We start from the raw sequence: 24316 nt of genomic DNA, 5'->3' as shown, positions 1-24316 counted from the left end.
CCCCACCCTCTGAAATCCTTGGGATCACGGAGACGAGACGATCTCCGGCAGGGATCAGGACACGCCGACCCGAAAGAGGGAGGGAAAATGACGAGAACCCGCACGCCGGGCATCAGCCGCCGTTCCACGCTGGCGCTGATGGGCGCCGGCGCGATCACGTTTGCCGCGCCCTGGGTGGCGCGTGCGCAAGCCAAGACCATCAAGATCGGCATGCCGACGATCCTGTCGGGCCGTGTCGCGCAGCTCGGCACGTCCTCGCGCAATGCGGTGATGCTCGAGGTCGAGAAGGTCAACGCCGCCGGCGGCCTCGCCGGCCGGCACATCGAGATGGTGATCCGCGACTCCAAGGGCCAGCCGCAGGAAGCCGCCCGCGTCGCGCGCGAACTCGTCAACACCGACGGCTGCGAACTGCTGCTCGACGGCGAGGCGTCCTCCGGATCGTTCGCGGTGCATGAAGTCGCGCGCGATCTCGGCGTGCTCTGCGTCCACACCTGCTCGGAAGCATCTTCGCTGACGGCCGATCCCAAGCAGCACATCCCGAATGCGTTCCGCTGCGTGCGCCAGGGCATCCACGATTCCATCGTCGGCGGCAGCTATGCCGCTTCGATCGCGAAAGCCAAGCGCCTGAAGAAGTGGGCGACGTGTTCGCCCGACTACGCCTACGGCCGCGATACCACCGGAGAGTTCACGCTGTATCTGAAGCGCTTTGCGCCCGACGTCGAAATCGTCAGCGAGTCCTGGCCAAAGCTGTTCCAGCCCGACTACACCGAAGTGGTGACGAAGATCCTCCAGGCCAAGCCGCAGGCGCTGTATTCCTGCCTCTGGGGCGGCGATCTCACCTCCTACATCGACCAAGCCAACATCTACGCGATGTTCAGCCAGATGGAGGTGTTCGCAGTCAACATGGCCGACTACACAGCGCTCACGGTGGTGAAGAACCTGCCGAAGGGCATCCATTCCGGTAATCGCTACATCAAGACGTTCCCGGCCACGCCGGAGAACGCAGCCTGGGGGGATGCCTACAAGGCCAAGTACAACGAATATCCGACCAACTGGTCGTGGCAGAACGCCACCGCGGTGATGTTCCTCAGTGAAGCCGCGAAAAAGGCGAACTCCGCCGACGGCAAGAAGATCGCGGAGGTGCTGAAGGGCCTCACCATCAGGTGCCCGTTCGGCGCCGACGGCACTGTGACAATGCGCGGCGACGACCACACCCTGGTCGGCTACGCCATCGGCTGGGGCACCACCATCCCGCAGGAGCCTTATGTCCCGGAGGTCAAGGCCGGCGACTGGAAGACCATCTTCGAGTTGGAGGCCGAATGGAAGAAGAGCAAGGGCTACACCTGACGCCGCGGCGGAGAGGGATGACCCTCTCCGCCGTTTTCGTTTTCCGCGCCGTGTCAGGCGCGCCGCAATGAAAGTGCTCTCGTGGATCTCGACGCGCTCGCCGGCTGCCTCGCCAGCTCCGCCTGCTTGGTGACGCAAACCACCAGCGGCCTCATCATCGGCATGCTTCTGTTTCTCGTCGCGGTCGGGCTGACCCTGATCTTCGGTGTGCTCAAGGTCGTCAATTTCAGCCACGGCGCCTTCTACATGTTCGGCGCCTACTTCGCGATGACGGCCTATCAGCTCACCGGCAGTTTTGCGCTCGCCATGCTGGCGGGCGCGGCCGGCACCGCGATCCTCGGCCTGATCTTCGAGCGCGTCTTCATGAGCCGCGTCTACGGCGCCGACGTGCTGATGCAGCTGCTCGTCTGCTATGCCTTCGTGCTGATCTTCGACGATGTCGTGCGCATCATCTGGGGACCGGAGTTCAAATCGATGGGCATGCCGTCCGCGTTCCAGGTGATGCCGCTATTCATCGCCGGTGGCGTGGTGCCGCCTTATTATCTGTTGCTGATCGGTGTCGCGCTTCTTGCGGCCGTCGTGCTCGGCATCGGATTGTCGCGCAGCCGCATCGGCAAGGTGATCCGCGCGGCCGCGCACAATCCCGGCATGGTCTCGGCGCTCGGCATCAACACCGGCCTGATCTATGGCGGCGTGTTCGCGCTCGGCGGCATGCTGGCGGGTCTTGCCGGCGCGCTGGCGGCTCCTGTGCGGTCGCTGACGCCGGGCATGGGATTTTCCGTGCTGATCGAGTCCTTCATCGTCACCGTGATCGGCGGCATGGGCTCGATCCTGGGCGCGCTGATCGGCGCGCTGCTGCTCGGGCTGATCCGCTCGTTCGGCTCGCTCGGCTTTCCCCTGTTTACGGAAGGCCTGATGTATCTTTTCATGGTGATCGTGCTGGTCTCCAAACCTACCGGCCTGTTCGGCAGGGAGGCGGCATGACCGAGCTCGAGGCCGGTCGCGCCGAAACGCTGGCGCCGGTGCGCAGCGGTGCCGTACTGCGGCGCTACCGTGACGTCCTGATCGCGCTGATCGCCCTTGCCGTGCTGGCGAGCCTGCCGCTCTTCACCGGCAGCAAGGCGCTGCTCGATTTCGTCATCCGCTGCTCGGCCTACGGCCTGTTTGCGACGTCGCTCAATCTGCTGGTCGGCTATACCGGCCTGACTTCGTTCGGCCACGGCATGTTCTTCGGGCTTGGCGCCTACAGTTTTGGCCTCATCATGCAGAAGCTCGGCGTGCCGATTCCCGTCGCCTTCGTCGCGACGCTGGCGATCACCGCAATAGTCTCCGCGATCATCGGCGCCATCTGCGTGCGGCTGAAGGAGATTTACTTCGCCTTCGTGACGCTCGCATTCCAGATGCTGATCCACTCGACCATATTGTCCTGGGCCTCCTTCACCGGCGGCGACCAGGGTCTGCGCGGCGGCATTCCGCGGCCGCCGTTCCTCGGCATTGACCTTGCCAACCACGTCCATCTCTATGTCGCGAGCTGCGCGCTGCTGATCCTTGGCCTGCTCGCGATGCGCCAGATCGCGCAATCACCGTTCGGCTACACGTTGCGCATGATCCGCGACAACGCCGCGCGCGCGAGCTTCCTTGGCATCGACGTCTGGCGCGCCAAGCTCACCGTGTTCGTGCTGGCGGCTTTGTTCGCGTCGATGGGCGGCATGGTGATGGCGCTGTTCGTGTCCGGCGCCTATCCGGAATTCGCCTATTGGACGATCTCGGGCGAGGGCATTTTCATCAACATGCTCGGCGGTGTGTCGACCTTCCTCGGGCCGATGGTCGGCACCGTGCTGCTGCTTCTGCTCAACGATACCGTCACACGTTTCACCGAGTATCACGGCATCGTGCTTGGCGTCGTCATCCTGTTCTTCGCGCTGGGCCTGCGCAAAGGTCTCCTGGATTTCGCCGCCGAATGGTTTGCGCAGCGGCGCGACGCAGGCGAGGGGCGCTAGCGATGCTCGAGATCTGCAACCTCGCAAAATCGTTCGGCGGCGTGAAGGCGACCAACGACGTCTCGCTCGACTTTCCGGACGGCTCGCTGACCGCGGTAATCGGCCCGAACGGCGCCGGCAAGAGCACCTTCTTCAACCTGATCACCGGCGCCTTGAGGCCGGATTCCGGCCAGGTGCTGCTCGACGGCGTCGATCTCGCCGGCCGCTCGCCACCGGAGATCGTGCGCCACGGTATCGGCCGCGCCTTCCAGGTTGCCAGCATCTTCAAATCGCTCACGGTGCAGGAGACCATGCTTGCCGCCGTCAGTGCCGACCAGCGCACCTCGGCGGTGCTGCACAAGCGCTTTCCGCTGCCGGAGATGCGCGACCGTGCTGAGCATGTGATGGAGCTGCTGGGCCTCGCCGGCAAACGCCATCGCACCGCCGCGACGCTCTCGCACGGCGATCAGAAGCTGCTCGACATCGCGCTCGCGCTGGTGCTCGATCCAAAGGTGCTGCTGCTGGACGAGCCAACCGCCGGGATGGGCCCGGAGGAGCGCTGGCGCATGATCGACAAGGTGCGTGAGCTCTGGGAGACGCAGAAAATTACGGTCGTCTTCATCGAGCACGACATGGACATCGTGTTCAAGATCGCGCCAAAAATCGTCGTGCTTTGCTACGGCCGCATCCTGGCCACCGGCACGCCCGACGAGATCCGGAGCAACAGCGCGGTGATCGAGGCCTATCTGGGCACCGAGCATGCGGGAGCTGCGGCATGAACGCAGCCGTCATCGAAGTCGCCGATCTCGACGTCTATTACGGCACCAGCCAGATCCTGTTCGGCGTCAACCTGTCGGTGCGGCAAGGCGAGACCATGGCGCTCTTGGGCCGCAATGGCGCCGGCAAATCGACGACTATGAAGGCGATCATGGGGCTGGCGCCGCCGCGGAGGGGCAGGGTCAACCTGCGCGGCGCGGTGATCTCGGGCCTGAAGCCGCACACCATCGCGCGCGCCGGCCTCGGCTTCGTGCCGGAGGACCGCCAGATCTTTCCGGAGCACACGGTCGAGGACAATCTCGTCATCGGGAGGAAGAAGGGACCGCAGGGCCAGGACGAGTGGCCGATCAAACGCATCTACGAGGTCTTTCCGCTTCTGGAGCCGCTGCGCAATCGCATCGCCGGACGTCTCTCGGGCGGCGAGCAGCAGATGCTCGCGATCGCGCGCACGCTGATGGGCAATCCCGCGCTCCTGCTGCTCGACGAGCCGAGCGAGGGCCTCGCGCCGATCATCGTGCAGCGGATCGGTGAATTGTTGCGGCAGCTCCGTTCGCTCGGATCGACGGTGCTGATCGCCGAGCAGAACATGCATTTCTGCCTGGGGCTGGCGAGCCACGCCACGATCATCGACAAGGGCCAGATCGTCTATGCCGCCGGAATCGACGAGCTGAAGGCCAATGAGGCGATCCGGCGCAGGTATCTGGCCCTGTAGGCCGGACCGCCAGTGTCTCAATAGGCCGAAGAAGAAAACTATTGTGCCGGGGTTATCGAACGGAAGGAGTTTTTCCTCCGGAGGGCAAAAACGCCAATCGCTTCCATTGCCGTTTGGGGCCGAAAAGACGACATTCCCATCAGAATTTGATGGGTTGGCCAGAGCCATGGAACGTACCGGATTTGAACCCTTCGGCGAGCAATTGGTGTCCGCGACGGACACCCAGCCGCGGTCGCGTACGTCAAAGCTCCTGCTGCGGGCCGGCACCGGTCTGTTCTGGTCGCTGGTTGCGGGTATCGTGCTTGCCCGCGCTGCCTTCTTCGAGCCCGGCATCTATGACGGCTTCAGCCGCGTCGCTTCGCTGGCCAAGAGCCTGATCTTCTAGGGTCGATTATTTCGGGCTGAGGATAGAATATTCCGGGCTGAGGATAGAACTTCCCTCGGGCCTGATATGTCGAAAGCTTATTCCCCAACGGAAGCGCGCTGCGTATAAATCTTTCTCCTCTGGGAGAGATTTGTGTCGCAGAATCAAGCATCCAGCCCGGCCGATGCCAAACCGGCCACCGCCGCGAGCCGTATTGCGGCACTGATTCCCGGCATTCTCCTCTGCGTTCTAGTCGCCGGTGTCTCGGCCCTGCTCGAGCGGGCGGAACTCGGCGTCTTCGAGCATCCTTATGTCGAGGCGCTGGTGATGGCGATCCTGCTCGGGATGGCCTTGCGCAGCTTCTGGAAGCCCGCGCCGCGTTGGCAGGCCGGCATCGCCTTCAGCGCCAAACAGCTCCTCGAAGTCGCGGTCATGCTGTTGGGGGCCTCCATCAGTTTCGCCGCCATTGCCGCCTCGGGCATCGCGCTGCTCGCGTCAATCGCGGCCGTCGTCGTGATCGCGCTCTGCGTCTCCTTCGGGCTCAGCCGCATGCTCGGACTGTCGACACGGCTGTCGATCCTGATCGCCTGCGGCAACTCGATCTGCGGCAATTCGGCGATTGCGGCTGTGGCGCCGATCATCGGTGCCAACAACGACGAGATCGCATCCTCCATCTCCTTCACTGCCATCCTGGGCGTGATGATGGTGCTGGGCCTGCCGCTGTTGATTCCGCTTCTGCAATTATCGGCCACTCAATATGGCATTCTCGCCGGCCTGACCGTTTATGCGGTCCCGCAGGTGCTGGCGGCGACGGTGCCGGCCGGACTCGTCTCCACGCAAATCGGCACGCTCGTGAAATTGATGCGCGTATTGATGCTTGGGCCGGTCGTCGTCGGCCTCTCGCTGGTTGCCTCGCGCTGGCATAGCGATGCCAAGAAGACCAATGTCGGCTTCTTTCGGCTTGTGCCGTGGTTCATCCTCGGCTTCCTCGCGCTGGCGACCCTGCGCTCCCTGGAGATCGTGCCGGCCACGGTGGTCGGACCGGTGACGAAGATCACCGCCTTTCTCACCGTGGTCTCCATGGCGGCCCTCGGCCTCGGCGTCGACGTGCGCGTGTTGGCGAATGTCGGGGGCAGGGTGACAGCAGCCGTGACGCTGTCGCTGATGCTGTTGCTTGGCATCAGCATTGCACTGGTGCATTGGTTCAAGTGACAGCGCGTGCCGCCTCTCTGGACATCCCGCGCCAGACGTTTATTGGTCTTCGCTAATGTGACCGGCCAGCGTTCAACGCGGCCGATCCGAAAACAGCGAGGACGCGGCCATGACGACATTGACGGTTAAAGACCTTCTCCCCGAGGACGGTACGCGGGGAACGCTGGCCGGCCGCGTCTGGCTCCCGCAGGTGAATGGCCCCGCCGTCGTCGCTATACGTGATGACGGCGTCTTCGATGTTACCGCAGAGTTTCCCACCATCAGTACGCTTTGCGAAGCGGACGATCCAGCCAACGCGCTTAGGGCGGCCAAGGGTGAGAGGATCGGCGATCTCGAGGCGATCGTCACCAATACGCCGCCGGACCAGCGCGATCCTCAAAAACCGTGGCTGCTTGCCCCCGTCGACCTCCAGACTCTGAAAGCCGCCGGCGTCACCTTTGCGATCTCGATGCTGGAGCGCGTGATCGAGGAGCGCGCCAAGGGCAATCCGGCTTCGGCCGAAGCGATCCGCAAAGAAGTGACGCGCCTGATCGGCGATGATCTTTCGAAGCTCAAGCCCGGCTCCGACCAGGCGATGCATCTGAAGCAGGTGCTGATCGACCAGAACGCCTGGAGCCAGTATCTCGAGGTCGGCATCGGTCCTGATGCCGAGGTCTTCACCAAGGCGCCGACATTGTCGTCGGTCGGCACCGGCATGGATGCGGGCCTGCATCCGAAATCGACCTGGAACAACCCCGAGCCGGAGCTTGTGCTGTTCGTCTCGAGCCGCGGCAAAATCGTCGGCGGCGCGCTCGGTAACGACGTGAACCTGCGTGACTTCGAGGGCCGCTCGGCGCTGCTATTGTCGAAGGCCAAGGACAACAACGCCTCCTGCGCGATCGGCCCGCTGCTGCGCCTGTTCGACGATACGTTCTCGCTCGACGATGCGCGCAAGCTGGACATAAGTCTGAACGTCAAGGGACAGGACGGTTTCGTCCTCAACGGCCATTCCTCGATCAGCAAGATCAGCCGCGATCCGACAGATCTCGTCGAACAGACCATCGGCAAGGTGCATCAATATCCAGATGGTTTCGTGCTGTTCCTCGGCACGATGTTCGCTCCCGTCGAGGACCGGGATGCGCCGGGACAGGGCTTCACCCACAAGCGCGATGACATCGTCACGATCGCCGCGCCCCAGCTCGGCAAGCTCGTCAACCGCATGCGCACCAGCGACGAGTGCGAGCCGTGGACGTTTGGAATCGGTGCGCTGATGAAGAACCTGGCGCAGCGGAAGCTGATTTAGCGTCCCTGCGTTTTCAATTTCGCATAAGCGAATTTGCAGAAGGTCGTCATGCCCGGGCTTGTCCCGGGCATCCACGTCCTTTGTCCCGCTGGGTCAGGCGTGGATGGTCCGCACCAGCCCGGCGGCGGCAGCCGAGCCGTATAATTTCCTTCATCTTCCCGTTGTATCGCCGGAACAAAATCCCGCTGAGCGTGTCGTCTGCGCGAAGCCCGCATCCCTCCTCCTTTCACCTCAATAGTAAAATAATATGACTATACGGCGCTGGGTTTCCGTGAAATAGTGCCTGTCGCCGGCTCGAAGGCTGGCCTGCGGGTGCCATGCTACCAATCGGCGCCCCCAAATAAACATCTTAGGAGACACGCCTGATGACCCTCAAAGCCCTCTTTGCGGCCAGCGCCACGACCGCGTTGCTGCTCGCCCTGCCGGCGAATGCCGCCGAGCTCACCATCGGCTTCTCGCAGATCGGGTCGGAATCCGGCTGGCGCGCGGCCGAGACCTCGGTCTCCAAGCAGGAAGCCGCCAAGCGAAAGGTCAATCTCAAGATCGCCGACGCGCAGCAGAAGCAGGAGAACCAGATCAAGGCGATCCGCTCCTTCATCGCGCAGAATGTCGATGCGATCTTCCTTGCGCCTGTCGTCTCGACGGGCTGGGATTCGGTGTTGAAGGAAGCCAAGGAGGCCAAGATCCCGGTCGTGCTGCTCGACCGTGACATCGATCCCTCGGGCAAGGATCTTTATCTCACCGCTGTCACCTCCGACAGCGTGCACGAAGGCGAGGTGGCCGGCGACTGGCTGGCCAAGACTGTGGGGACGAAAGCCTGCAACATCGTCGAATTGCAGGGCACGGTCGGCGCGAGCGTCGCCGCCAACCGCAAGAAGGGTTTCGACACCGCCATCGCCAAGCATGCGAACCTGAAGGTGGTGCGCAGCCAGACCGGCGACTTCACCCGCGCCAAGGGCAAGGAGGTGATGGAGAGCTTCATCAAGGCCGAAGGCGGCGGCAAGTCGATCTGCGCGGTCTACGCGCATAATGATGACATGATGGTCGGCGCGATCCAGGCGATGAAGGAAGCCGGGCTCAAGCCCGGCAAGGAGATCCTCACCGTCTCCATCGATGCGGTCCCCGACATCTTCAAGGCGATGGCCGCCGGCGAGGCCAATGCGACTGTCGAGCTGACGCCGAACATGGCCGGCCCCGCGCTCGATGCGATTGCGGCGTTCAAGGACAAGGGCACGGTTCCGCCGAAGTGGATCCAGACCGAATCCAAGCTCTATACCGCCGCCGACGATCCGCAGAAGATCTACGACAGCAAGAAGGGCCTCGGTTACTGAGGCGGATGCCGGTCGGACCGCGTCTTGCGGTCCGACCGCGCCCTTCGAATCTGCTGCGCGAACGAATAGGCTGGGTGACCGCATTGTTAGCGGGCATTGCCGGGAGTGACGTTGTCATGGAAAACAGCCCCGATCCTGCTCCGGCCCTTGTGGAGGTGCGCGGGATCAGCAAAAGCTTCGGTGCTGTGCGAGCGTTGCAGGAGGTCGACTTCACGCTTCGCGCCGGCGAGATCCATGCGCTGCTCGGCGAGAACGGCGCCGGCAAATCCACGCTGATCAAGGCGGTGACCGGCGTGTTCCCGCGCGATACCGGCATCGTCAGGCTCGGCGGTGAAGAGGTCGCGCCGCGCTCGGCCAAGGCGGCGCTTCAGGCCGGCATCGCCACCGTCTACCAGGAAGTCAACCTGCTGCCGAACCTCTCGGTGGCGCAAAATCTGTTTCTCGACCGCCAGCCGATGCGTTTCGGCATTGTCCGCGAGGGCGAGATGCGTCGCCGCGCCAACGCCTTGCTGGCGGACTTTGGCCTCGACATCGATGTCGCCGCGCCGCTCGGCAGCTATTCTGTCGCCGTGCAACACGTCACCGCGATCGCGCGGGCCGTCGATCTCTCCGCGCGCGTGCTGATCCTGGACGAGCCGACCGCGAGCCTGGACCGCCACGAGGTCGACATCCTTTTCGGCATCATGCGCCAGCTCGCCAAACGTGGCATCGGTATCGTCTTTGTCAGCCACTTCCTGGACCAGGTCTACGAGATTTCTGACCGCGTCACCGTCTTGCGCAACGGTCGCCTGGTCGGCGAGCGCGAAACCGCTTCGCTGCCGCGGCTGGAATTGATCCGGATGATGCTCGGCCGCGAGCTGGCCGAGACCACCAGCGCGCGGGCGTCTGCCACTGAGCACAGAGCGCGCGAGATCTGCGCGAGCTTCGAGAATTACGGCAAAGCCGGCTACGTCGCGCCGTTCAATCTCGAGCTGCGCCATGGTGAGGTCGTTGGTCTCGCCGGCCTGCTCGGCTCGGGCCGGACCGAGACGGCGCGGCTGGTGTTCGGTGCCGAACGCGCCGATCGCGGCCAGGCGAAGGTGGAGGGCGCACCGGTGCGGCTCCAGTCGCCGCGCGACGGTGTCCGCCACGGCTTTGGCTATTGCCCGGAGGAGCGCAAGACCGACGGTATCGTCGCCGAGCTCAGCGTGCGCGAGAACATCGTGCTCGCGCTCCAGGCCAAGCGCGGGCTGCATCGGCCGCTGTCGCGCCGCGAGCAGGACGAGATCGCACGTCGTTACGTCAAGATGCTCGACATCCGCCCGGCAGATGCCGAACGCCCGGTCGGCCTGCTCTCCGGCGGCAATCAGCAGAAAGTGCTGCTGGCGCGCTGGCTTGCGACCTCGCCGCGCCTGCTGGTGCTGGACGAGCCGACCCGCGGCATCGATGTCGGCGCGCATGCCGAGATCATCCGCCTGATCCGTGAACTCTGCGACGACGGGCTGGCACTGCTCGTGATCTCCTCTGAGCTCGATGAGATCGTGACCTATTCCGACCGCGTCGTGGTGCTGCGCGACCGCGCCCATGTCGAGGAGCTCGCGGGCGAGGCGATCGACGTCGGCAACATTCTCGCGGCCATCGCCGCCGATGGCGCCGCGATCGCGCATGAGGGGCGGGCATGACAGCGCTGTTGCCGCGCCGCGGCCTTGCCCAGATCCTCGCGTTGATTGTTATCCTGGCGGTCGATCGCGTGGTGTCGCCGCAATTCTTCGACCTGCGTCTTCAGGACGGCCGGCTGTTCGGCAGCCTGATCGACGTGCTCAACCGCGGCACGCCGGTGGCGCTGCTCTCGCTCGGTATGGTGCTGGTGATCGCCACGCGCGGCATCGATTTGTCGGTTGGCGCGGTCATGGCGATCTCGGGCGCGATTGCGGCGAGCCTCGCCGACAGCCATGGTCTGCCCATCGTGCTGGGGGCTGCGCTTGGTGCCGGACTCGTCTGCGGCCTCTGGAACGGCTTCCTCGTCGCCGTGCTCGGCATGCAGCCGATCGTGGCGACGCTGATCCTGATGGTGGCGGGCCGCGGCATCGCCCAGCTGATTACCGAGGGGCGCATCGTAACTTTCTCCTCGCCCGATTTGGTGTGGCTCGGCAATGGCGCTGTGCTCGGCCTGCCGGTGCCGGTCGCGATCGCCTTGGGCATGCTGATCCTCACCGGCGCGGTGGTGCGCGGCTCGGCGCTGGGGCTGCTGATCGAGGCGACCGGTGGCAATGCGCGGGCGAGCGAGCTCGCCGGCGTCGGCACGCGCGCCATGATATTGTCGGTCTATGTCTGGTGCGGCGTCTGTGCCGCGCTCGCCGGCGTGATTGCAGCCGCTGATATCATGGGTGCGGATGCCAACAATGCCGGCCTCTGGCTCGAGCTCGACGCCATCCTCGCGGTCGTGATCGGCGGCACCTCGCTGTTCGGCGGCCGCTTCAGCCTGGTACTGGCCGTGTTGGGTGCGCTGATCATCCAAACCATGAACACCGGCATCTTATTGTCCGGCTATCCGCCGGAGTTCAATTTGCTGGTCAAGGCGGTGGTGGTGCTCGCGGTGCTCTTGCTGCAATCGCCGAAATTCGCCGGCATTGCCGGGACAGCCGCGCGACTGCGGAGGTCCAAAGCATGAAAGGCCTGCCGCCCGTCCTCATCACCGCCATCGTGCTGGTCGCCGGCTTTGCGCTCTGCGCGATGCAATTCCCCAACATTGCCTCAACCCGCGTGGTCGGCAATCTCCTCACCGACAACGCCTTTCTCGGCATCGTCGCGACCGGCATGACCTTCGTCATCATCTCCGGCGGCATCGATCTTTCGGTCGGCTCGGTGATCGGTTTCACGACCGTGTTCGTGGCGCTGGCTATCGAGCGCTGGGGCGTGCCGCCGCTGGTCGCTTTCACCGCCATCCTCCTGCTTTCGGCAGGGTTCGGGGCTGCAATGGGTGCCGTGATCCATGTCTTCGACCTGCCGCCCTTCATCGTCACGCTCGCCGGCATGTTCCTCGCGCGCGGTGCGAGCTTCCTGCTCTCGACGGAATCGGTGCCGATCACAGCGCCGGTCTACTCGACCGTGTCGGACTTCGCGCTGCGGATGCCCGGCGGCGGACGGCTGACGGCCATCGCGATCATCATGCTGGTGATCGTGATCGGCGGCGCCCTGCTGCTGCATCTCACCCGGTTCGGCGCCAATGTCTATGCGCTCGGCGGCAGCCGGGCCACCGCGAGCCTGATGGGCGTTGCGGTCGGCAAGATGACGGTGAAGATCTACATGCTGTCGAGCCTGCTCGCTGGCATCGCCGGCATTGTCTTCTCCTTCTACACCAGCGCCGGCTATTCGCTCTCCGCGGTCGGCGTCGAGCTGGATACCATCGCGGCCGTCGTGATCGGCGGCACGCTGCTCACGGGCGGCCAGGGATCGGTGATCGGCACCTTCCTCGGCGTGCTGATCCAGGGCTTGATTCAGACCTACATCAATTTCGACGGCACGCTGTCGAGCTGGTGGACCAAGATCGCGACCGGCATTCTGCTGTTCGCCTTCATCGCCTTGCAGCAGGGACTGGTCGCGCTGGCACGACGGCCGGTGAGGAAGAGTGCAGGAGCAACCTCATGACCTCGCGCATCGTCGTCATCCCGACGCGGCGGGCCCACTCCAATCATGCGGAGGTGGCCCGCTCGATCGGCGTCGATATCATCGCTGGCCGCTATGCGGAGGGGACGCGGCTGCCCGGTGACGCCGAGATGATCGCGATGTTCGGCGTGTCGCGGCCGGTCCTGCGCGAGAGCGTCAAGACGCTGGTAGCCAAGGGGCTGCTCACCACCAAGGCGCGCGTCGGCACCGTCGTGCGCGAGCGCGGCGCCTGGAACATGTTCGACGCCGACGTGCTGGCCTGGCATCTGGACGCCGGCATCGACAAGCGCTTCCTCAACGACCTCGCCGAGATCCGTCTCGCCGTCGAGCCGCGCGCCGCCGTTCTCGCAGCTATGCACCGGTCCGAAGACGACGTCGCTGAGCTCCGTCGCTGCATGGATCGCATGCGGCTTGAAGCGTCGGACTCCGTCGGCTTTGCCGATGCCGACCTCGCGCTCCATGTTGGGGTGGCGCGCGCCTCCGGCAATCTGTTCATGCGCTCGATCGGGCATGTCATCGAGGCAGCGCTGCGCGCCTCGTTCCTGCTGAGCGCCCCGGTCGCGCCGGAGGACCGCGACACCGTGCTGCTCTGGCATCAAAAGATCGTCGATGCCATTGCGGCAGGCGATGCTGACGGCGCCTCGGAGGCGATGGTCTACGTCATTCACAACGGCATGAGCCGGCACGAACACACTGTGATCGAGGCCGCGCCGGCGGATCCGCTGCCATCTGCGAATACTGGAGAGCAAGCGTGACCGAACTTCGCATCGCCATTGTTGGCTTCGGCAAGATCGCGCGCGACCAGCACCTCGATGCAATCGCCGCGACACCGGATGCGACGCTCGCGGCTGTCGCCAGCCGCAACGCCTCGCTACCGGGGCTGCCGCATTTCGCCACCATCGAGGAATTGCTGGAGAAGGGGCCGCCGATCGACGCAGTGTCGCTCTGCACGCCGCCGCAGGTGCGCCGCGCCCAGGCGGCCGCGGCGCTCGCCGCCGGCAAGCATGTCATGCTGGAGAAGCCGCCCGGCACCGGCGTCGCCGAGCTCGATCCGCTGATCGCGATGGCAGCGGAGGCGAAGCGGACGTTGTTTGCAACCTGGCATTCGCGCTACGCGCCGGCCGTCGAGCCGGCGCGGCAATGGCTCGCCGAGCGCCGCATCGCCTCCGTGCACATCAGCTGGAAGGAAGACGTCCGCGTCTGGCATCCCGGGCAGGGCTGGATCTGGGAGCCGGGCGGCCTCGGCGTGTTCGATCCCGGCATCAATGCGCTGTCGATCCTGACCAAAATCCTCCCGCAACCCGTGTTCGTCACCGCGGCCGAGTTGGCCTTTCCGGCCAACTGCCAGGCACCGATCGCGGCGAACCTGACGCTGACCGATATCGACGGCCTGGCCGTCAGTGCCGAATTCGACTTCCGCCAGACCGGGCCGCAGAGCTGGGATATCCTCGTGGAAACCGATCAGGGCCGGTTGACGCTGTCCGGTGGCGGCAGGCGGATGGCGATCGACGGCAAGACCATTGCCGAGGCGCCCGATGAGGAATATCGGGAGCTGTACCGGCGCTTCGTCAATCTCGCTGCGACCGGCGCGAGCGATGTCGACCTGGCGCCATTGCGTCTCGTCGCCGATGCCTTCCTGCTCGGCAAGCGGTCGATCGTCGAACCATTTGTGGACTGACAATGGCTGGCTCGCGAATCACAAGAGACGTTTTCGGAGCACTGCCGGATGGTCGCGCGGTCGAACGCGTCGTGCTGCGCGGGGAGGGCGGCTTCGAAGCGCGCATCATCACCCACGGCGCGGTGATCCAGGCGTTGATCGCGCCGGACGCTAAGGGCGGCTATGACGATGTCGTGCTCGGCCACGATGCCTTCGCCGGTTATCTCGCCGAACGAAAGTTCCTCGGCGCCACGGTCGGCCGCTACGCCAACCGCATCGCCAACGGGCAGTTCCCGCTTGACGGCGAGACTGTGCAGCTCGCCGTCAACAACTGCCCTAATGCGCTGCACGGTGGCGTCGATGGCTTCGACCGCAAGCTCTGGGAGATCGCGGAGATCAACGAGAGCGCCGAGCCCGCGGTGACGCTCACCTATGTCAGCCCGCATGGCGAAGAAAATTATCCGGGCCGGCTCGATGTGCGTCTGACCTATCGCATCACCGGTCCGACCGAGCTATCGCTGAGCATGGAGGCCCGCACGGATCGGCCGACGATCGTCAACCTCACCAACCATAGCTTCTTCAATCTGGAGGGTGCGACGTCGGGTACGCCCGTCCTTGATCATGAGCTGACGGTCGCCGCCGAGCATTTTCTTGCGATTGATCCCACCGCCATTCCGCTGCCGGAGCCGCCGCGTCGCGTTGCCGGCACGCCGTTCGACTTCCGCGAAGCACGGCCGGTCGGCGAGCGCATCCGCGAGAGCAATCAGCAATTGCGCAACGGCAGAGGCTACGATCACACGTACTGTCTCGCGCGTGACGGCAAGCTTGCTTTCGCGGCCCGGCTGGAGGCGCCGGACTCGGGGCGCATCATGGAGTTGTTCACCGATCAGCCCGGCCTGCAGGTCTATTCCGGCAATTATCTCGATGGCACGATCTCCGGGAAGGGTGGCAAGCTCGTCCGGCAGTCGGACGCGATGTGCCTGGAGCCGCACATCTGGCCTGACGCGCCGAACCGGCCGGATTTCCCGAGCCCGCGGCTCTCACCTGGCGAGGTCTATCGCCATCACACGCTCTATCGCTTTTCGGTGAGGACGCCATGATGGAAGAGGTGCCGACGTCTGTGCTCTCGGATCACCCTTGCCATCTCGGCGAGGGGCCAACCTATGACGCGACCACCGACACGGCCTGGTGGTTCGACATCCGCGAAGGGCTGCTGTTTGAGGCGCAGCTCGGCGGAGGTGGCGTCCGCGTCCATGCGCTCGGCCGGATGGCGAGTGCGCTCGGCAGGATCGACGCCGAGCGTCAGTTGATCATCGCGGAAGACGGCCTCTACGTCCGCGAGCTCGCTCACGGCACGATGACGCTGCTCTGCCCGCTCGAAGCCCACAATCCGACGACGCGCTCCAATGACGCGCGGGTGCATCAGTCCGGCACGTTCTGGATCGGCACCATGGGCCGCAAGGCGGAGCCGGAGGCGGGCGCGATCTACGCGTTTCATCGCGGCAAGATCTCGCTGCTGTTCCCCCGCATCAGCATTCCCAACTCGATCTGCTTCTCGCCGGACGGCGCTATTGGCTATTTCGCCGACAGCGCGCGGGCCGTGCTCTACGCCGTGCCGCTCAATCCCGGGACCGGCCTGCCGCGCGGCGAGCCGGAGGTGCTGCTGCGCCACACCGGCATCGGCGGCCTCGACGGCTCGGTGTGCGACGCCGACGGGCAGATCTGGAACGCCTGCTGGGGCGCGGGCCGCATCGATGTTTACTCTCCGCAGGGCGAGCGCCTGCGCTCACTCAGCGTGCCGGCAAGGCAGGCGAGTTGCCCGGCTTTCGTCGGCCCCGATCTGTCGCGTCTCCTCGTCACCTCCGCCTGGCAGGACATGGACACGGCGACGCGTGCTGCCGATCCGCAAGCAGGCCACACCTTTCTGCTGAAGGCGTCCGCGCGCGGTCGCGCGGAGCCCGACGTCAAGCTCGCATAGGAGACCCAAAGCAACCGACATCTGTCCTCGAAACGAAAGAACAGTCTGACACCCAAAGGGAGTGAAACATGCTGAAACTGAAGACGACATTCCTCGCGCTCGCGCTGGCCGGCGCTGCCACGATGGCCACAGGCGTCGCCGCCTTTGCTCAGAAGGCGACAGTCGGCATCGCCATGCCGACCAAATCCTCGGCGCGTTGGATCGACGACGGCAACAACATGGTCAAGGTGCTGAAGGAGCGCGGCTACAGCACCGACCTGCAATATGCCGAGGATGACATTCCGAACCAGCTCTCGCAGGTCGAGAACATGGTGACCAAGGGCGCGAAGGCGCTGGTGATCGCCGCGATCGACGGCACCACGCTGTCCGACGTGCTCAAGCAGGCCAAAGCCAAGGGCATCACCGTGATCGCCTATGACCGCCTGATCCGCGGCACGCCGGATGTCGACTACTACGCGACCTTCGACAATTTCCAGGTGGGCGTGCTCCAGGCGCAGTCGATCGAGCAGGGGCTCGGCCTCAAGGAAGGCAAGGGACCCTTCAACATCGAGCTGTTCGGCGGCTCGCCCGACGATAACAACGCCTACTTCTTCTACAACGGCGCCATGAGCGTTCTGAAGCCCTATATCGATAGCGGCAAGCTCGTCGTCGTCTCCGGCCAGATGGGCATGGACAAGGTGGCGACGCTGCGCTGGGATGGCGCCACCGCGCAGGCCCGCATGGACAATCTGCTCAGCGCCTATTACGGCAACAAGAAGATCAATGCCGTGCTGTCGCCCTATGATGGCATCTCGATCGGCATCATCTCCTCGCTGAAGGGCGTCGGGTACGGCAGCGCGGACCAGCCGATGCCCATCATCTCCGGCCAGGACGCCGAGGTGCCCTCGATCAAGGCGATGCTGCGCGGCGACCAGTATTCGACCATCTTCAAGGACACCCGCGACCTCGCCAAGGTGACGGCCGACATGGTCGACGCGGCGCTCGCCGGCAAGCAGGTCACCGTCAATGACACCAAGACCTACGAGAACGGCGTCAAGACGGTGCCGTCCTATCTGCTTAAGCCGGTCGTGGTCTACAAGGACAATTGGGAGAAGGTGCTGGTCGACAGCGGCTACTACAAGAAGTCGCAGTTCCAGTAGGCTTGTCTTGCTCAGTCATTCCGGGGCGATGCGAAGCATCGAACCCGGAATCTCGAGGTTCCGGGTTCGCCCTTTGGGCGCCCCGGAACGACGGTGAACTTTCCAAGGACACTATCCGATGACCGCCATGCTGGAGATGCGCAACGTCAGCAAGAGCTTTGCCGGTGTTCAGGCGCTGCGCGACGTCAATTTCTCGGTTCACGCCGGGCAGATCCACGCGCTCGTGGGCGAGAACGGCGCCGGCAAGTCGACGCTGATGAAAGTGCTGAGCGGGGTCTATCCGCACGGCAGCTACGAGGGCACCATCGTCTTCGAGGGCGAGGAGCGGCGCTTCCGCGACATCAACGATTCCGAGGCGCTTGGCATCATCATCATCCATCAGGAGCTGGCGCTGATTCCGCTGATGTCGATCGCCGAGAACATCTTCCTGTCGCATCCGCCGTCGAAGTTGGGGGTGATCGATCGCGACGAGGTCTACCGGCGCACGCGGGAACTGCTTGCGCAGGTTGGCTTGAAGGAATCGCCGGATACGCTGATCACCGATCTCGGCGTTGGCAAGCAGCAGCTGGTCGAGATCGCGAAGGCGCTGTCCAAACGGGTGCGGATGCTGATCCTGGACGAGCCGACCGCGAGCCTCAATGAGGCCGACAGCGCCGCGCTGCTCGAACGGCTGATGACATTTCGCGAGCAGGGTATCGGCTCGATCCTGATCTCGCACAAGCTGAACGAGGTCGCAAGGGTCGCCGACCACATCACTGTGCTGCGCGACGGCCGCACGGTCGACAGCATCGATTGCCATGCCGAGGCGATCCAGGAGGATCGCATCATCCGCAGCATGGTCAACCGCGATCTTGCCCATCGCTTTCCGGAGCGCAGCGCGAAGATCGGCGAACCCGTGCTCACCGTCGAGAACTGGTCGGTCTATCATCCCGTCCATCCCGAGCGGAAGGTGATCAAGAACGTCAATTTCAGTGTCAAGCGAGGCGAGGTCGTGGGCATCGCCGGCCTGATGGGAGCCGGCCGCACTGAATTCGCCATGAGCCTGTTCGGCCGCTCCTGGGGCACCACCATCAGCGGCAGCCTCCGGCTCGAGGGCAGGGAGATGACGCTGCCGAGCGTCGCGGCCGCGATCGATGCCGGCCTTGCCTATGTCACCGAGGATCGCAAGCAGCTCGGCCTCATCCTCGCCGACGACGTTCGCAAGAACATCACGCTGGCGAGCCTCGACCAGGTCGCGCCCGGCCGTGTGATCGACGACATCGCCGAGCTCAAGGTCGCCAGCGACTACCGCAGCCGGATGCGGATCCGCTGCTCCGACGTCTACCAGGAGACAGGCCAGCTCTCCGGCGGCAATCAGCAGAAAGTGGTGCTGTCGAAATGGCTGATGACCGATCCGAAGGTGCTGATCCTGGACGAACCGACGCGGGGCATCGACGTCGGTGCCAAGTACGAGATTTACTGTATCATCAACGAACTGGCGGAAGCCGGTCGCGGCGTCGTCGTGATCTCCTCGGAAATGCCCGAGCTGCTCGGCATCTGCGATCGCATCTGCGTCATGAACGACGGCGCCTTTGTCGGGGAATTCCAGGGATCCGAGGCGACGCAGGAAAAGATCATGCGCGCCATCATGCGCAATAAGAGAAGCAACGGGAGCGGCGCTCGTGCGGCCGCGGAGATTGGAGGATCGCAGCCATGACCGACAAGACGGTGTCGCTGCCCGAGGAGCGCCGGCACGGCAGCTTCATCAAGAACAACTTGCGCAGCTACGGCATGCTGATCTCGCTGGTCGCGATCATGCTGTTCTTCCAGGTCGTCACTGGCGGCACGCTGCTCCAGCCGCTCAACCTGACCAATCTGGTGCTCCAGAACAGCTACATCGTCATCATGGCGCTGGGCATGCTGCTGGTGATCGTCACCGGCCATATCGACCTTTCGGTCGGCTCGGTCGCGGGCTTCATCGGCGCGGTGGCCGCCGTGCTCATGGTGACCTACAAGATCGACTACACGCTCGCCTTCATTGCCTGCCTCCTGATTGGCGCCGCCATCGGCGCGGCGCAGGGCTATTGGGTGGCCTATTTCAAGATCCCGTCCTTCATCGTCACCTTGGCGGGCATGCTGGTGTTCAAGGGCCTCGCGCTCGCGGTCTTGCAGGGCCAGTCGCTTGGACCGTTCCCGGCGACCTTCCAGAAATTGTCGTCGGGGTTCATTCCTGAACTGCTTCCGGAGGCCGGCACGCTGCATCCGACCTCCATGCTGATCGGTGCGGTGCTCGCGCTCGGCCTGGTCTATGCCAGCGCCAAGGGACGGTCGCGCGAGCAATTGCATGGCATTGAGGTCGAACCTTATGCGTTCTTCCTGGGCAAGAGCGTTCTCTTGGCCTGCGCCGTGCTCTATTTCACCTATCTGATCGCCTCGCATCGCGGCCTGCCGAATGTGCTGGTCATCATGACGGCGTTGATCGCGCTCTACGGCTTCGTGACCCGGCGCACCGTGATCGGCCGGCAGATCTATGCCGTCGGCGGCAACGCCAAGGCGGCGAGCCTGTCGGGCATCAAGACCGAGCGGCTGACCTTCCTCACCTTCGTCAACATGGGCGTGCTCGCCGCGCTCGCCGGCCTCGTCTTCGCCGCGCGCCTCAACACCGCGACCCCGAAGGCCGGCCTCGGCTTCGAGCTCGACGTCATTGCCGCCTGCTTCATCGGCGGCGCCTCAGCCTATGGCGGGGTGGGCCGCGTCGGCGGTGCCGTGGTCGGCGCCATGATCATGGGTGTGATGAACAACGGCATGTCGATCCTCGGCATCGGTATCGACTACCAGCAGGTCATCAAGGGCCTGGTGCTGCTCGGGGCGGTGTGCATCGACGTGTACAATCAGCGGCGGTAAGCTCGCGGCGAAGAACGTAGAGTGGGCAAATGGCGCCAAAGCGCCCATGCCCACCAATTCTCGCGGTCGGTCAGGACTGCAGCACCGGTACCAATCCGTAGCGCAGCATCGTCTCCTTCATCTTTGCCGGATCGGGTGTACCGGCGGTGAGCAGGGCCGCCATTTCCTTGAAGTATTGCGGGCCAAGCACGCCGGGGGTGAGTGTGCACAGGCAGGTCGCCGGCCGGGGTGAACGGTTGGTGAAGCTGTGCACGACGCCGCGCTTGATGAACGCGGTCTCGCCCGGCGCCACGTCGACCTCCGTTCCGTCGATCCGCCAGGTCGAGATGCCGCTGAGTCCATAGATCGTTTCGTCCCAGCGATCGTGATAGTGAGGGATCGGCATGCGCGCGTTCGGTTGGAGGGTCATTTCGAACAGATCGAGGCTGCCGTCGGTGTCGTCCTTGCTCCGCAGAAAGATTAGCTGCAGCGCACCAAGATTGATGATCTCAGGCATGGCAAACTCATTGGGTCGTGTGCGGTCGCGAACCTTACCGCGTTCGGGCAGTGAGCCAAAGCGCTCTGGTGATACCATGATCTGGGTGGCGCAATTGGCGCAATCCTACTTGCCGACGCTGTTCCGCCGCGGCGGCTGCGTATCCTCGGCAACATCAAGCGTTGCCGGCGATCGACCGGCAGGTGGCGCATTGAGGCGCAGACCGCGCCGCGAGGGCTTGCCCCAGCTGAGCTATTGCTCGTCAGTTGGGTATATGATCGAATGGCTGGATGCACCAGGGCCGGCTGAAACCCGATCTGATCATCTTCGACTGCGACGGCGTGCTCGTCGACAGCGAGCTGTTGAGCTGCCGCTGCCTGTCCGAAGTGCTGGCCGAATCCGGCTTCGCGCTCAGTGAGGCGCAGGCGCTCGAACTCTTTCTCGGGCGGAGCACCAAGGCGATCGAGCAGCATTATCACGATCTCGGGCAAACCGTGCCGCACGGCTTCCTGCCGCGATTGAAGTCGCGCGTGCTCGAGACGTTTGCCGCCTCGCTCGAACCGATCCCCGGGGTTGGGGCGGTGCTGTCGGACCTGACGGTGCCGTTCTGCGTGGCCTCGTCGAGCGATATCGACCGCGTATCGCTCTCGCTCGACGTCACCGGCCTCAAGCCGCTGTTCGACGATCGCATCTACACGGCGCAGATGGTCAAGCGCGGCAAACCGGCGCCCGACCTTTTCCTCCACGCGGCCGAGAAGATGCGCATACCGCCCGCGCGCACATTGGTGATAGAGGACAGCGTCAGCGGCGTGCAGGCGGGCAAGGCGGCGGGCATGACTGTCTGGGGATTTGTTGGCGGAGGCCATTACAGCACCCGGGACGGGCAGGCTATATTGTCGGGCGCCGGGGCCGATCGGGTCTTCGAGCGCATGAGCGATTTCTGGAAGGACGTCTGACGCCTGCCATGGCCGCCGAGAATGAGAAATCGAGGCTCGACGACGCCGCGCGCGCCGGCTGGCTCTATTTCATTGCCGGTCATACCCAGGACGAGATCGCAAAGATGCTCCAGGTCTCGCGTGCCTCGGCGCAGCGGCTGGTCTCGCTCTGCCTCGCCGAGCGGCTGATCACGTTTCGGCTCGAGCATCCCATCGCCGCCTGCATGGAACTGGCGGCGCGCCTGAAGCAGCGCTTTGATCTGGTTCATTGCGAGGTGGTGCCGGCCGACCCTGCGGCGCCGCAGGCTACCGCGGGCATCGCCGAGCGTTGCGCCAACCTGCTCGATTCCACGCTGCGCTCGGAGACGCCGGTCATCGTCGCACTCGGCACCGGACGGGCGGTGCGCGCCGCGGTCGAGCGCGTTACGCCGATTGACCGGCCCAATCATCAGATCGTCTCGCTGGTCGGCAACATCTCCGCCGACGGCTCGGCGAGCTTCTACGACACCGTCGGCCGGCTCGCCGACCGCACCGGCGCGCGGCATTATCCGATGCCGTTGCCGTTCCTGATGTCGTCCGAGGACGAGCGCAACAAGATGGTCCGCATCGAGCCGATCGCCAAGGTGAAGGCGGTCGCGGCCAAGGCGGACCTTCGCCTCGTCGGCATCGGCCAGATGGACCAGAAGGCGCAGGTCCATGTCGATGGCTTCGTCACCCGCGATGAATTGTTCGAGATGATGCGGTTAGGTGCCATCGGCGAGATCACCGGCTGGGCCTATGATTCCAACGGTCGCCTGCTCAAATCCGGCACCAACAAGCGCCTGACCAGCATCCCGCCGGAAGTCCCGGCCAAGACCACGACGATCGGCGCCGCGATCGGCGCCGCCAAGGTGCCGGCGATCGCGGCCGCGATGAACGGGCGATTGATCAACGGCCTGATCACGGACGAGGCGACGGCAAGGGCGATCTTGGAGCGGTAGGGCGTTTGCGCTTTCGGCGTGCGCACGAGGCGGGAAGTCTCTCAACCACACCGCTGTCATTGTCCGCGAAGGCGGACGATCCAGCACGCCGCGGCCCCGCTTGGGCCAACCAACCGCACCGAGTACTGGATGCCCCGCTTTCGCGGGGCATGACAGCGTGGGTGCTCCCGCATCGCAGCACTCATAAGTTGCGGGAAGGGCCGCACGCCCTGCTTGACAACTGCGCCTGCTTGCGCTGAACATATGCCCAACGCGTGGGCATGTACTCAAAAGCGCGACTCTAGGGAGGTCTCCGTGAAACACGTCCTCGGCGCCGTCTGCGGCGCGTCTTGCCTGCTGCTGGCCATCCCCGCGATGGCCGAAACGACCCTGACCATCGCCACCGTCAACAATGGCGACATGATCCGCATGCAGGGGCTGACGGGTGAGTTCACCAAGAAGAACCCTGACATCACCGTGAAATGGGTGACGCTAGAGGAGAACGTACTGCGCCAGCGCGTCACCACCGACATCGCCACCAAGGGCGGTCAGTTCGACGTGCTGACCATCGGCACCTATGAGGTGCCGATCTGGGCCAAGAAGGGCTGGCTGGTGCCGTTGGCCAATCTCGGCGCCGATTACGACGTCGCCGACCTGCTGCCGAAGATCAAGGATGCGGTCTCCTCCGACGGCAAGCTTTACGCCGCGCCGTTCTACGGTGAGAGCTCGATGGTGATGTATCGCACCGATCTGGTCGAGAAGGCCGGCCTGAAGATGCCGGAAAAGCCGAGCTGGGATTTCGTGATTGATGCCGCCAAGAAGCTCACCGACAAGAGCGCCGGCGTCTACGGCATCTGCCTGCGCGGCAAGGCCGGCTGGGGCGAGAACATGGCGTTCCTCTCGGCCATGGCTAATTCCTATGGCGCGCGCTGGTTCGACGAGAAGTGGCAGCCGCAGTTCAACACGCCGGAATGGAAGGCGACGCTGACGACCTACGTCAATCTCATGAAGGAGGCCGGTCCTCCCGGCGCGAGCTCCAACGGCTTCAACGAGAACCTGGCGCTGTTCAACGCCGGCAAGTGCGCGATGTGGATCGACGCCACGGTCGCGGCATCTTTCGTCACCAATCCGAAGGAGTCCAAGGTCGCCGACAAGGTCGGCTTCGCGCTCGCGCCCAACACCGGGCTCGGCAAGAACGCCAACTGGTTATGGGCCTGGAATCTCGCGATCCCCGCCGGCTCCAAGAAGACGGAAGCGGCCGAGAAGTTCATCGCCTGGGCCACGAGCAAGGACTACACCAAGCTCGTCGCGTCGAAGGAGGGCTGGGCCAACGTGCCGCCGGGCACGCGGACCTCGCTCTACCAGAACGAGGATTATCTGAAAGTCGCCCCCTTCGCCAAGTTGACGCTGGCCTCGATCGACGCGGCCGATCCGAACAAGCCGACGGTGAAACCAGTGCCATACGTCGGCGTGCAATACGCCGCGATCCCCGAATTCCAGGGCATCGGCACGCAGGTGGGCCAGCAGTTCTCGGCCGCGCTTTCGGGATCAATGACGGTCGACGCCGCGCTAACCGCCGCGCAATCCGCGACCGAGCGCGAGATGAAGCGCGCCGGCTACATCAAGTGAACCCGAGCTCTC

23 protein-coding genes are annotated in these 24316 nt (G+C 64.4%); 22 read left to right on the top strand and 1 reads right to left on the bottom strand.

The window, feature by feature from the left end; translation table 11 throughout:
- The first annotated feature begins 87 nt into the window (after nt 1-87).
- The 19 genes from IVA92_RS12840 to mmsB all read left to right on the top strand — a co-directional run bounded on the left by IVA92_RS12840 (nt 88) and on the right by mmsB (nt 20306).
- Nucleotides 88-1347 carry an ABC transporter substrate-binding protein gene (locus IVA92_RS12840; protein ID WP_247278238.1) on the top strand — a complete coding sequence of 420 codons (1260 nt, stop codon included), beginning with the start codon at nt 88-90 and terminating at the stop codon, nt 1345-1347.
- An 81-nt stretch (nt 1348-1428) separates the two neighbouring features.
- On the top strand, nt 1429-2331 hold the full coding sequence (locus tag IVA92_RS12835) for a branched-chain amino acid ABC transporter permease (RefSeq protein ID WP_247278237.1): 903 nt from the start codon (nt 1429-1431) through the stop codon (nt 2329-2331).
- A complete protein-coding gene (locus IVA92_RS12830) occupies nt 2328-3347 on the top strand; it encodes a branched-chain amino acid ABC transporter permease (protein ID WP_247278236.1) in 1020 nt (339 codons plus the stop codon). The genes IVA92_RS12835 and IVA92_RS12830 overlap by 4 nt, the downstream gene beginning before the upstream one ends.
- Before the next feature lie 2 nt (nt 3348-3349).
- On the top strand, nt 3350-4105 hold the full coding sequence (locus tag IVA92_RS12825) for an ABC transporter ATP-binding protein (RefSeq protein ID WP_247278235.1): 756 nt from the start codon (nt 3350-3352) through the stop codon (nt 4103-4105).
- Nucleotides 4102-4815, top strand: coding sequence for an ABC transporter ATP-binding protein (locus IVA92_RS12820; RefSeq protein ID WP_247278234.1), 714 nt, complete (start codon nt 4102-4104; stop codon nt 4813-4815). Before IVA92_RS12825 ends, IVA92_RS12820 begins: the two co-directional genes overlap by 4 nt.
- A 166-nt stretch (nt 4816-4981) precedes the next feature.
- Nucleotides 4982-5200 carry a hypothetical protein gene (locus tag IVA92_RS12815; protein ID WP_091892324.1) on the top strand — a complete coding sequence of 73 codons (219 nt, stop codon included), beginning with the start codon at nt 4982-4984 and terminating at the stop codon, nt 5198-5200.
- A 132-nt stretch (nt 5201-5332) separates the two neighbouring features.
- Nucleotides 5333-6391: a putative sulfate exporter family transporter gene (locus IVA92_RS12810; protein WP_247278233.1), complete on the top strand. Its 1059-nt coding sequence runs from the start codon at nt 5333-5335 to the stop codon at nt 6389-6391.
- A 109-nt stretch (nt 6392-6500) separates the two neighbouring features.
- Nucleotides 6501-7673 (top strand): fumarylacetoacetate hydrolase family protein, encoded by a 1173-nt coding sequence (locus IVA92_RS12805; RefSeq protein WP_247278232.1) that lies wholly within the window; start codon nt 6501-6503, stop codon nt 7671-7673.
- A 365-nt stretch (nt 7674-8038) separates the two neighbouring features.
- Nucleotides 8039-9004, top strand: coding sequence for a galactofuranose ABC transporter, galactofuranose-binding protein YtfQ (gene ytfQ, locus IVA92_RS12800; RefSeq protein WP_247278231.1), 966 nt, complete (start codon nt 8039-8041; stop codon nt 9002-9004).
- Nucleotides 9005-9120: 116 nt separating this feature from the next.
- On the top strand, nt 9121-10665 hold the full coding sequence (locus tag IVA92_RS12795; RefSeq protein ID WP_247278230.1) for a sugar ABC transporter ATP-binding protein: 1545 nt from the start codon (nt 9121-9123) through the stop codon (nt 10663-10665).
- Complete coding sequence (locus tag IVA92_RS12790) at nt 10662-11654, top strand: ABC transporter permease (RefSeq protein WP_247278229.1); 993 nt, start codon at nt 10662-10664, stop codon at nt 11652-11654. The genes IVA92_RS12795 and IVA92_RS12790 overlap by 4 nt, the downstream gene beginning before the upstream one ends.
- Nucleotides 11651-12631, top strand: a complete 981-nt coding sequence (gene yjfF, locus IVA92_RS12785) for a galactofuranose ABC transporter, permease protein YjfF (protein ID WP_247278228.1) — start codon at nt 11651-11653, stop codon at nt 12629-12631. The genes IVA92_RS12790 and yjfF overlap by 4 nt, the downstream gene beginning before the upstream one ends.
- Nucleotides 12628-13404, top strand: coding sequence for a FadR/GntR family transcriptional regulator (locus tag IVA92_RS12780; protein WP_247278227.1), 777 nt, complete (start codon nt 12628-12630; stop codon nt 13402-13404). The genes yjfF and IVA92_RS12780 overlap by 4 nt, the downstream gene beginning before the upstream one ends.
- A complete protein-coding gene (locus IVA92_RS12775; RefSeq protein ID WP_247278226.1) occupies nt 13401-14327 on the top strand; it encodes a Gfo/Idh/MocA family oxidoreductase in 927 nt (308 codons plus the stop codon). Before IVA92_RS12780 ends, IVA92_RS12775 begins: the two co-directional genes overlap by 4 nt.
- Nucleotides 14328-14329: 2 nt before the next feature.
- Entirely contained in the window at nt 14330-15406 is a 1077-nt protein-coding gene (locus IVA92_RS12770; protein ID WP_247278225.1) for an aldose epimerase family protein, read from the top strand.
- Entirely contained in the window at nt 15406-16284 is an 879-nt protein-coding gene (locus IVA92_RS12765) for an SMP-30/gluconolactonase/LRE family protein (RefSeq protein WP_247278273.1), read from the top strand. Before IVA92_RS12770 ends, IVA92_RS12765 begins: the two co-directional genes overlap by 1 nt.
- 68 nt (nt 16285-16352) lie before the next feature.
- Nucleotides 16353-17423 (top strand): multiple monosaccharide ABC transporter substrate-binding protein, encoded by a 1071-nt coding sequence (chvE, locus tag IVA92_RS12760; protein WP_247278224.1) that lies wholly within the window; start codon nt 16353-16355, stop codon nt 17421-17423.
- Nucleotides 17424-17541: 118 nt separating this feature from the next.
- Nucleotides 17542-19119 carry a multiple monosaccharide ABC transporter ATP-binding protein gene (gene mmsA / locus IVA92_RS12755; RefSeq protein WP_247278223.1) on the top strand — a complete coding sequence of 526 codons (1578 nt, stop codon included), beginning with the start codon at nt 17542-17544 and terminating at the stop codon, nt 19117-19119.
- A complete protein-coding gene (gene mmsB, locus IVA92_RS12750; protein ID WP_247278222.1) occupies nt 19116-20306 on the top strand; it encodes a multiple monosaccharide ABC transporter permease in 1191 nt (396 codons plus the stop codon). The genes mmsA and mmsB overlap by 4 nt, the downstream gene beginning before the upstream one ends.
- A gap of 70 nt (nt 20307-20376) precedes the next feature.
- Here the strand turns inward: mmsB and IVA92_RS12745 are convergent, their stop codons facing one another.
- On the bottom strand, nt 20377-20802 hold the full coding sequence (locus IVA92_RS12745) for a cupin domain-containing protein (protein ID WP_247278221.1): 426 nt from the start codon (nt 20800-20802) through the stop codon (nt 20377-20379).
- Between the two features lie 269 nt (nt 20803-21071).
- Here IVA92_RS12745 and IVA92_RS12740 point away from each other — a divergent pair, with 269 nt between their 5' ends.
- The 3 genes from IVA92_RS12740 to IVA92_RS12730 all read left to right on the top strand — a co-directional run bounded on the left by IVA92_RS12740 (nt 21072) and on the right by IVA92_RS12730 (nt 24304).
- Nucleotides 21072-21737: an HAD family hydrolase gene (locus IVA92_RS12740; RefSeq protein ID WP_247278220.1), complete on the top strand. Its 666-nt coding sequence runs from the start codon at nt 21072-21074 to the stop codon at nt 21735-21737.
- An 8-nt stretch (nt 21738-21745) separates the two neighbouring features.
- Nucleotides 21746-22696 carry a sugar-binding domain-containing protein gene (locus tag IVA92_RS12735; RefSeq protein WP_247278219.1) on the top strand — a complete coding sequence of 317 codons (951 nt, stop codon included), beginning with the start codon at nt 21746-21748 and terminating at the stop codon, nt 22694-22696.
- A 354-nt stretch (nt 22697-23050) separates the two neighbouring features.
- Nucleotides 23051-24304 carry a sugar ABC transporter substrate-binding protein gene (locus IVA92_RS12730; RefSeq protein ID WP_247278272.1) on the top strand — a complete coding sequence of 418 codons (1254 nt, stop codon included), beginning with the start codon at nt 23051-23053 and terminating at the stop codon, nt 24302-24304.
- Nucleotides 24305-24316 lie beyond the last annotated feature (12 nt).

Origin of the sequence: Bradyrhizobium sp. 154 (assembly GCF_023073875.1) — a bacterium.
Lineage (GTDB): Bacteria > Pseudomonadota > Alphaproteobacteria > Rhizobiales > Xanthobacteraceae > Bradyrhizobium.
The sequence above is the reverse complement of the archived record's forward strand: the minus strand, read 5'-3'. Positions and strand labels throughout refer to the sequence as shown.

What these genes read in the sequence shown, in the direction of transcription:
- IVA92_RS12805 (WP_247278232.1), top strand. Translation starts at nt 6,501, where the DNA reads ATGACGACATTGACGGTTAAAGACCTTCTCCCCGAGGACGGTACGCGG.
- IVA92_RS12740 (WP_247278220.1), top strand. Translation starts at nt 21,072, where the DNA reads ATGCACCAGGGCCGGCTGAAACCCGATCTGATCATCTTCGACTGCGAC.
- IVA92_RS12815 (WP_091892324.1), top strand. Translation starts at nt 4,982, where the DNA reads ATGGAACGTACCGGATTTGAACCCTTCGGCGAGCAATTGGTGTCCGCG.
- yjfF (WP_247278228.1), top strand. Translation starts at nt 11,651, where the DNA reads ATGAAAGGCCTGCCGCCCGTCCTCATCACCGCCATCGTGCTGGTCGCC.
- IVA92_RS12840 (WP_247278238.1), top strand. Translation starts at nt 88, where the DNA reads ATGACGAGAACCCGCACGCCGGGCATCAGCCGCCGTTCCACGCTGGCG.
- IVA92_RS12830 (WP_247278236.1), top strand. Translation starts at nt 2,328, where the DNA reads ATGACCGAGCTCGAGGCCGGTCGCGCCGAAACGCTGGCGCCGGTGCGC.
- IVA92_RS12780 (WP_247278227.1), top strand. Translation starts at nt 12,628, where the DNA reads ATGACCTCGCGCATCGTCGTCATCCCGACGCGGCGGGCCCACTCCAAT.
- IVA92_RS12765 (WP_247278273.1), top strand. Translation starts at nt 15,406, where the DNA reads ATGGAAGAGGTGCCGACGTCTGTGCTCTCGGATCACCCTTGCCATCTC.
- IVA92_RS12730 (WP_247278272.1), top strand. Translation starts at nt 23,051, where the DNA reads ATGGCCGAAACGACCCTGACCATCGCCACCGTCAACAATGGCGACATG.
- chvE (WP_247278224.1), top strand. Translation starts at nt 16,353, where the DNA reads ATGCTGAAACTGAAGACGACATTCCTCGCGCTCGCGCTGGCCGGCGCT.
- ytfQ (WP_247278231.1), top strand. Translation starts at nt 8,039, where the DNA reads ATGACCCTCAAAGCCCTCTTTGCGGCCAGCGCCACGACCGCGTTGCTG.
- IVA92_RS12745 (WP_247278221.1), bottom strand. Translation starts at nt 20,802, where the DNA reads ATGCCTGAGATCATCAATCTTGGTGCGCTGCAGCTAATCTTTCTGCGG.
- IVA92_RS12790 (WP_247278229.1), top strand. Translation starts at nt 10,662, where the DNA reads ATGACAGCGCTGTTGCCGCGCCGCGGCCTTGCCCAGATCCTCGCGTTG.
- IVA92_RS12820 (WP_247278234.1), top strand. Translation starts at nt 4,102, where the DNA reads ATGAACGCAGCCGTCATCGAAGTCGCCGATCTCGACGTCTATTACGGC.
- IVA92_RS12795 (WP_247278230.1), top strand. Translation starts at nt 9,121, where the DNA reads ATGGAAAACAGCCCCGATCCTGCTCCGGCCCTTGTGGAGGTGCGCGGG.
- mmsB (WP_247278222.1), top strand. Translation starts at nt 19,116, where the DNA reads ATGACCGACAAGACGGTGTCGCTGCCCGAGGAGCGCCGGCACGGCAGC.
- IVA92_RS12735 (WP_247278219.1), top strand. Translation starts at nt 21,746, where the DNA reads ATGGCCGCCGAGAATGAGAAATCGAGGCTCGACGACGCCGCGCGCGCC.
- mmsA (WP_247278223.1), top strand. Translation starts at nt 17,542, where the DNA reads ATGACCGCCATGCTGGAGATGCGCAACGTCAGCAAGAGCTTTGCCGGT.
- IVA92_RS12825 (WP_247278235.1), top strand. Translation starts at nt 3,350, where the DNA reads ATGCTCGAGATCTGCAACCTCGCAAAATCGTTCGGCGGCGTGAAGGCG.
- IVA92_RS12770 (WP_247278225.1), top strand. Translation starts at nt 14,330, where the DNA reads ATGGCTGGCTCGCGAATCACAAGAGACGTTTTCGGAGCACTGCCGGAT.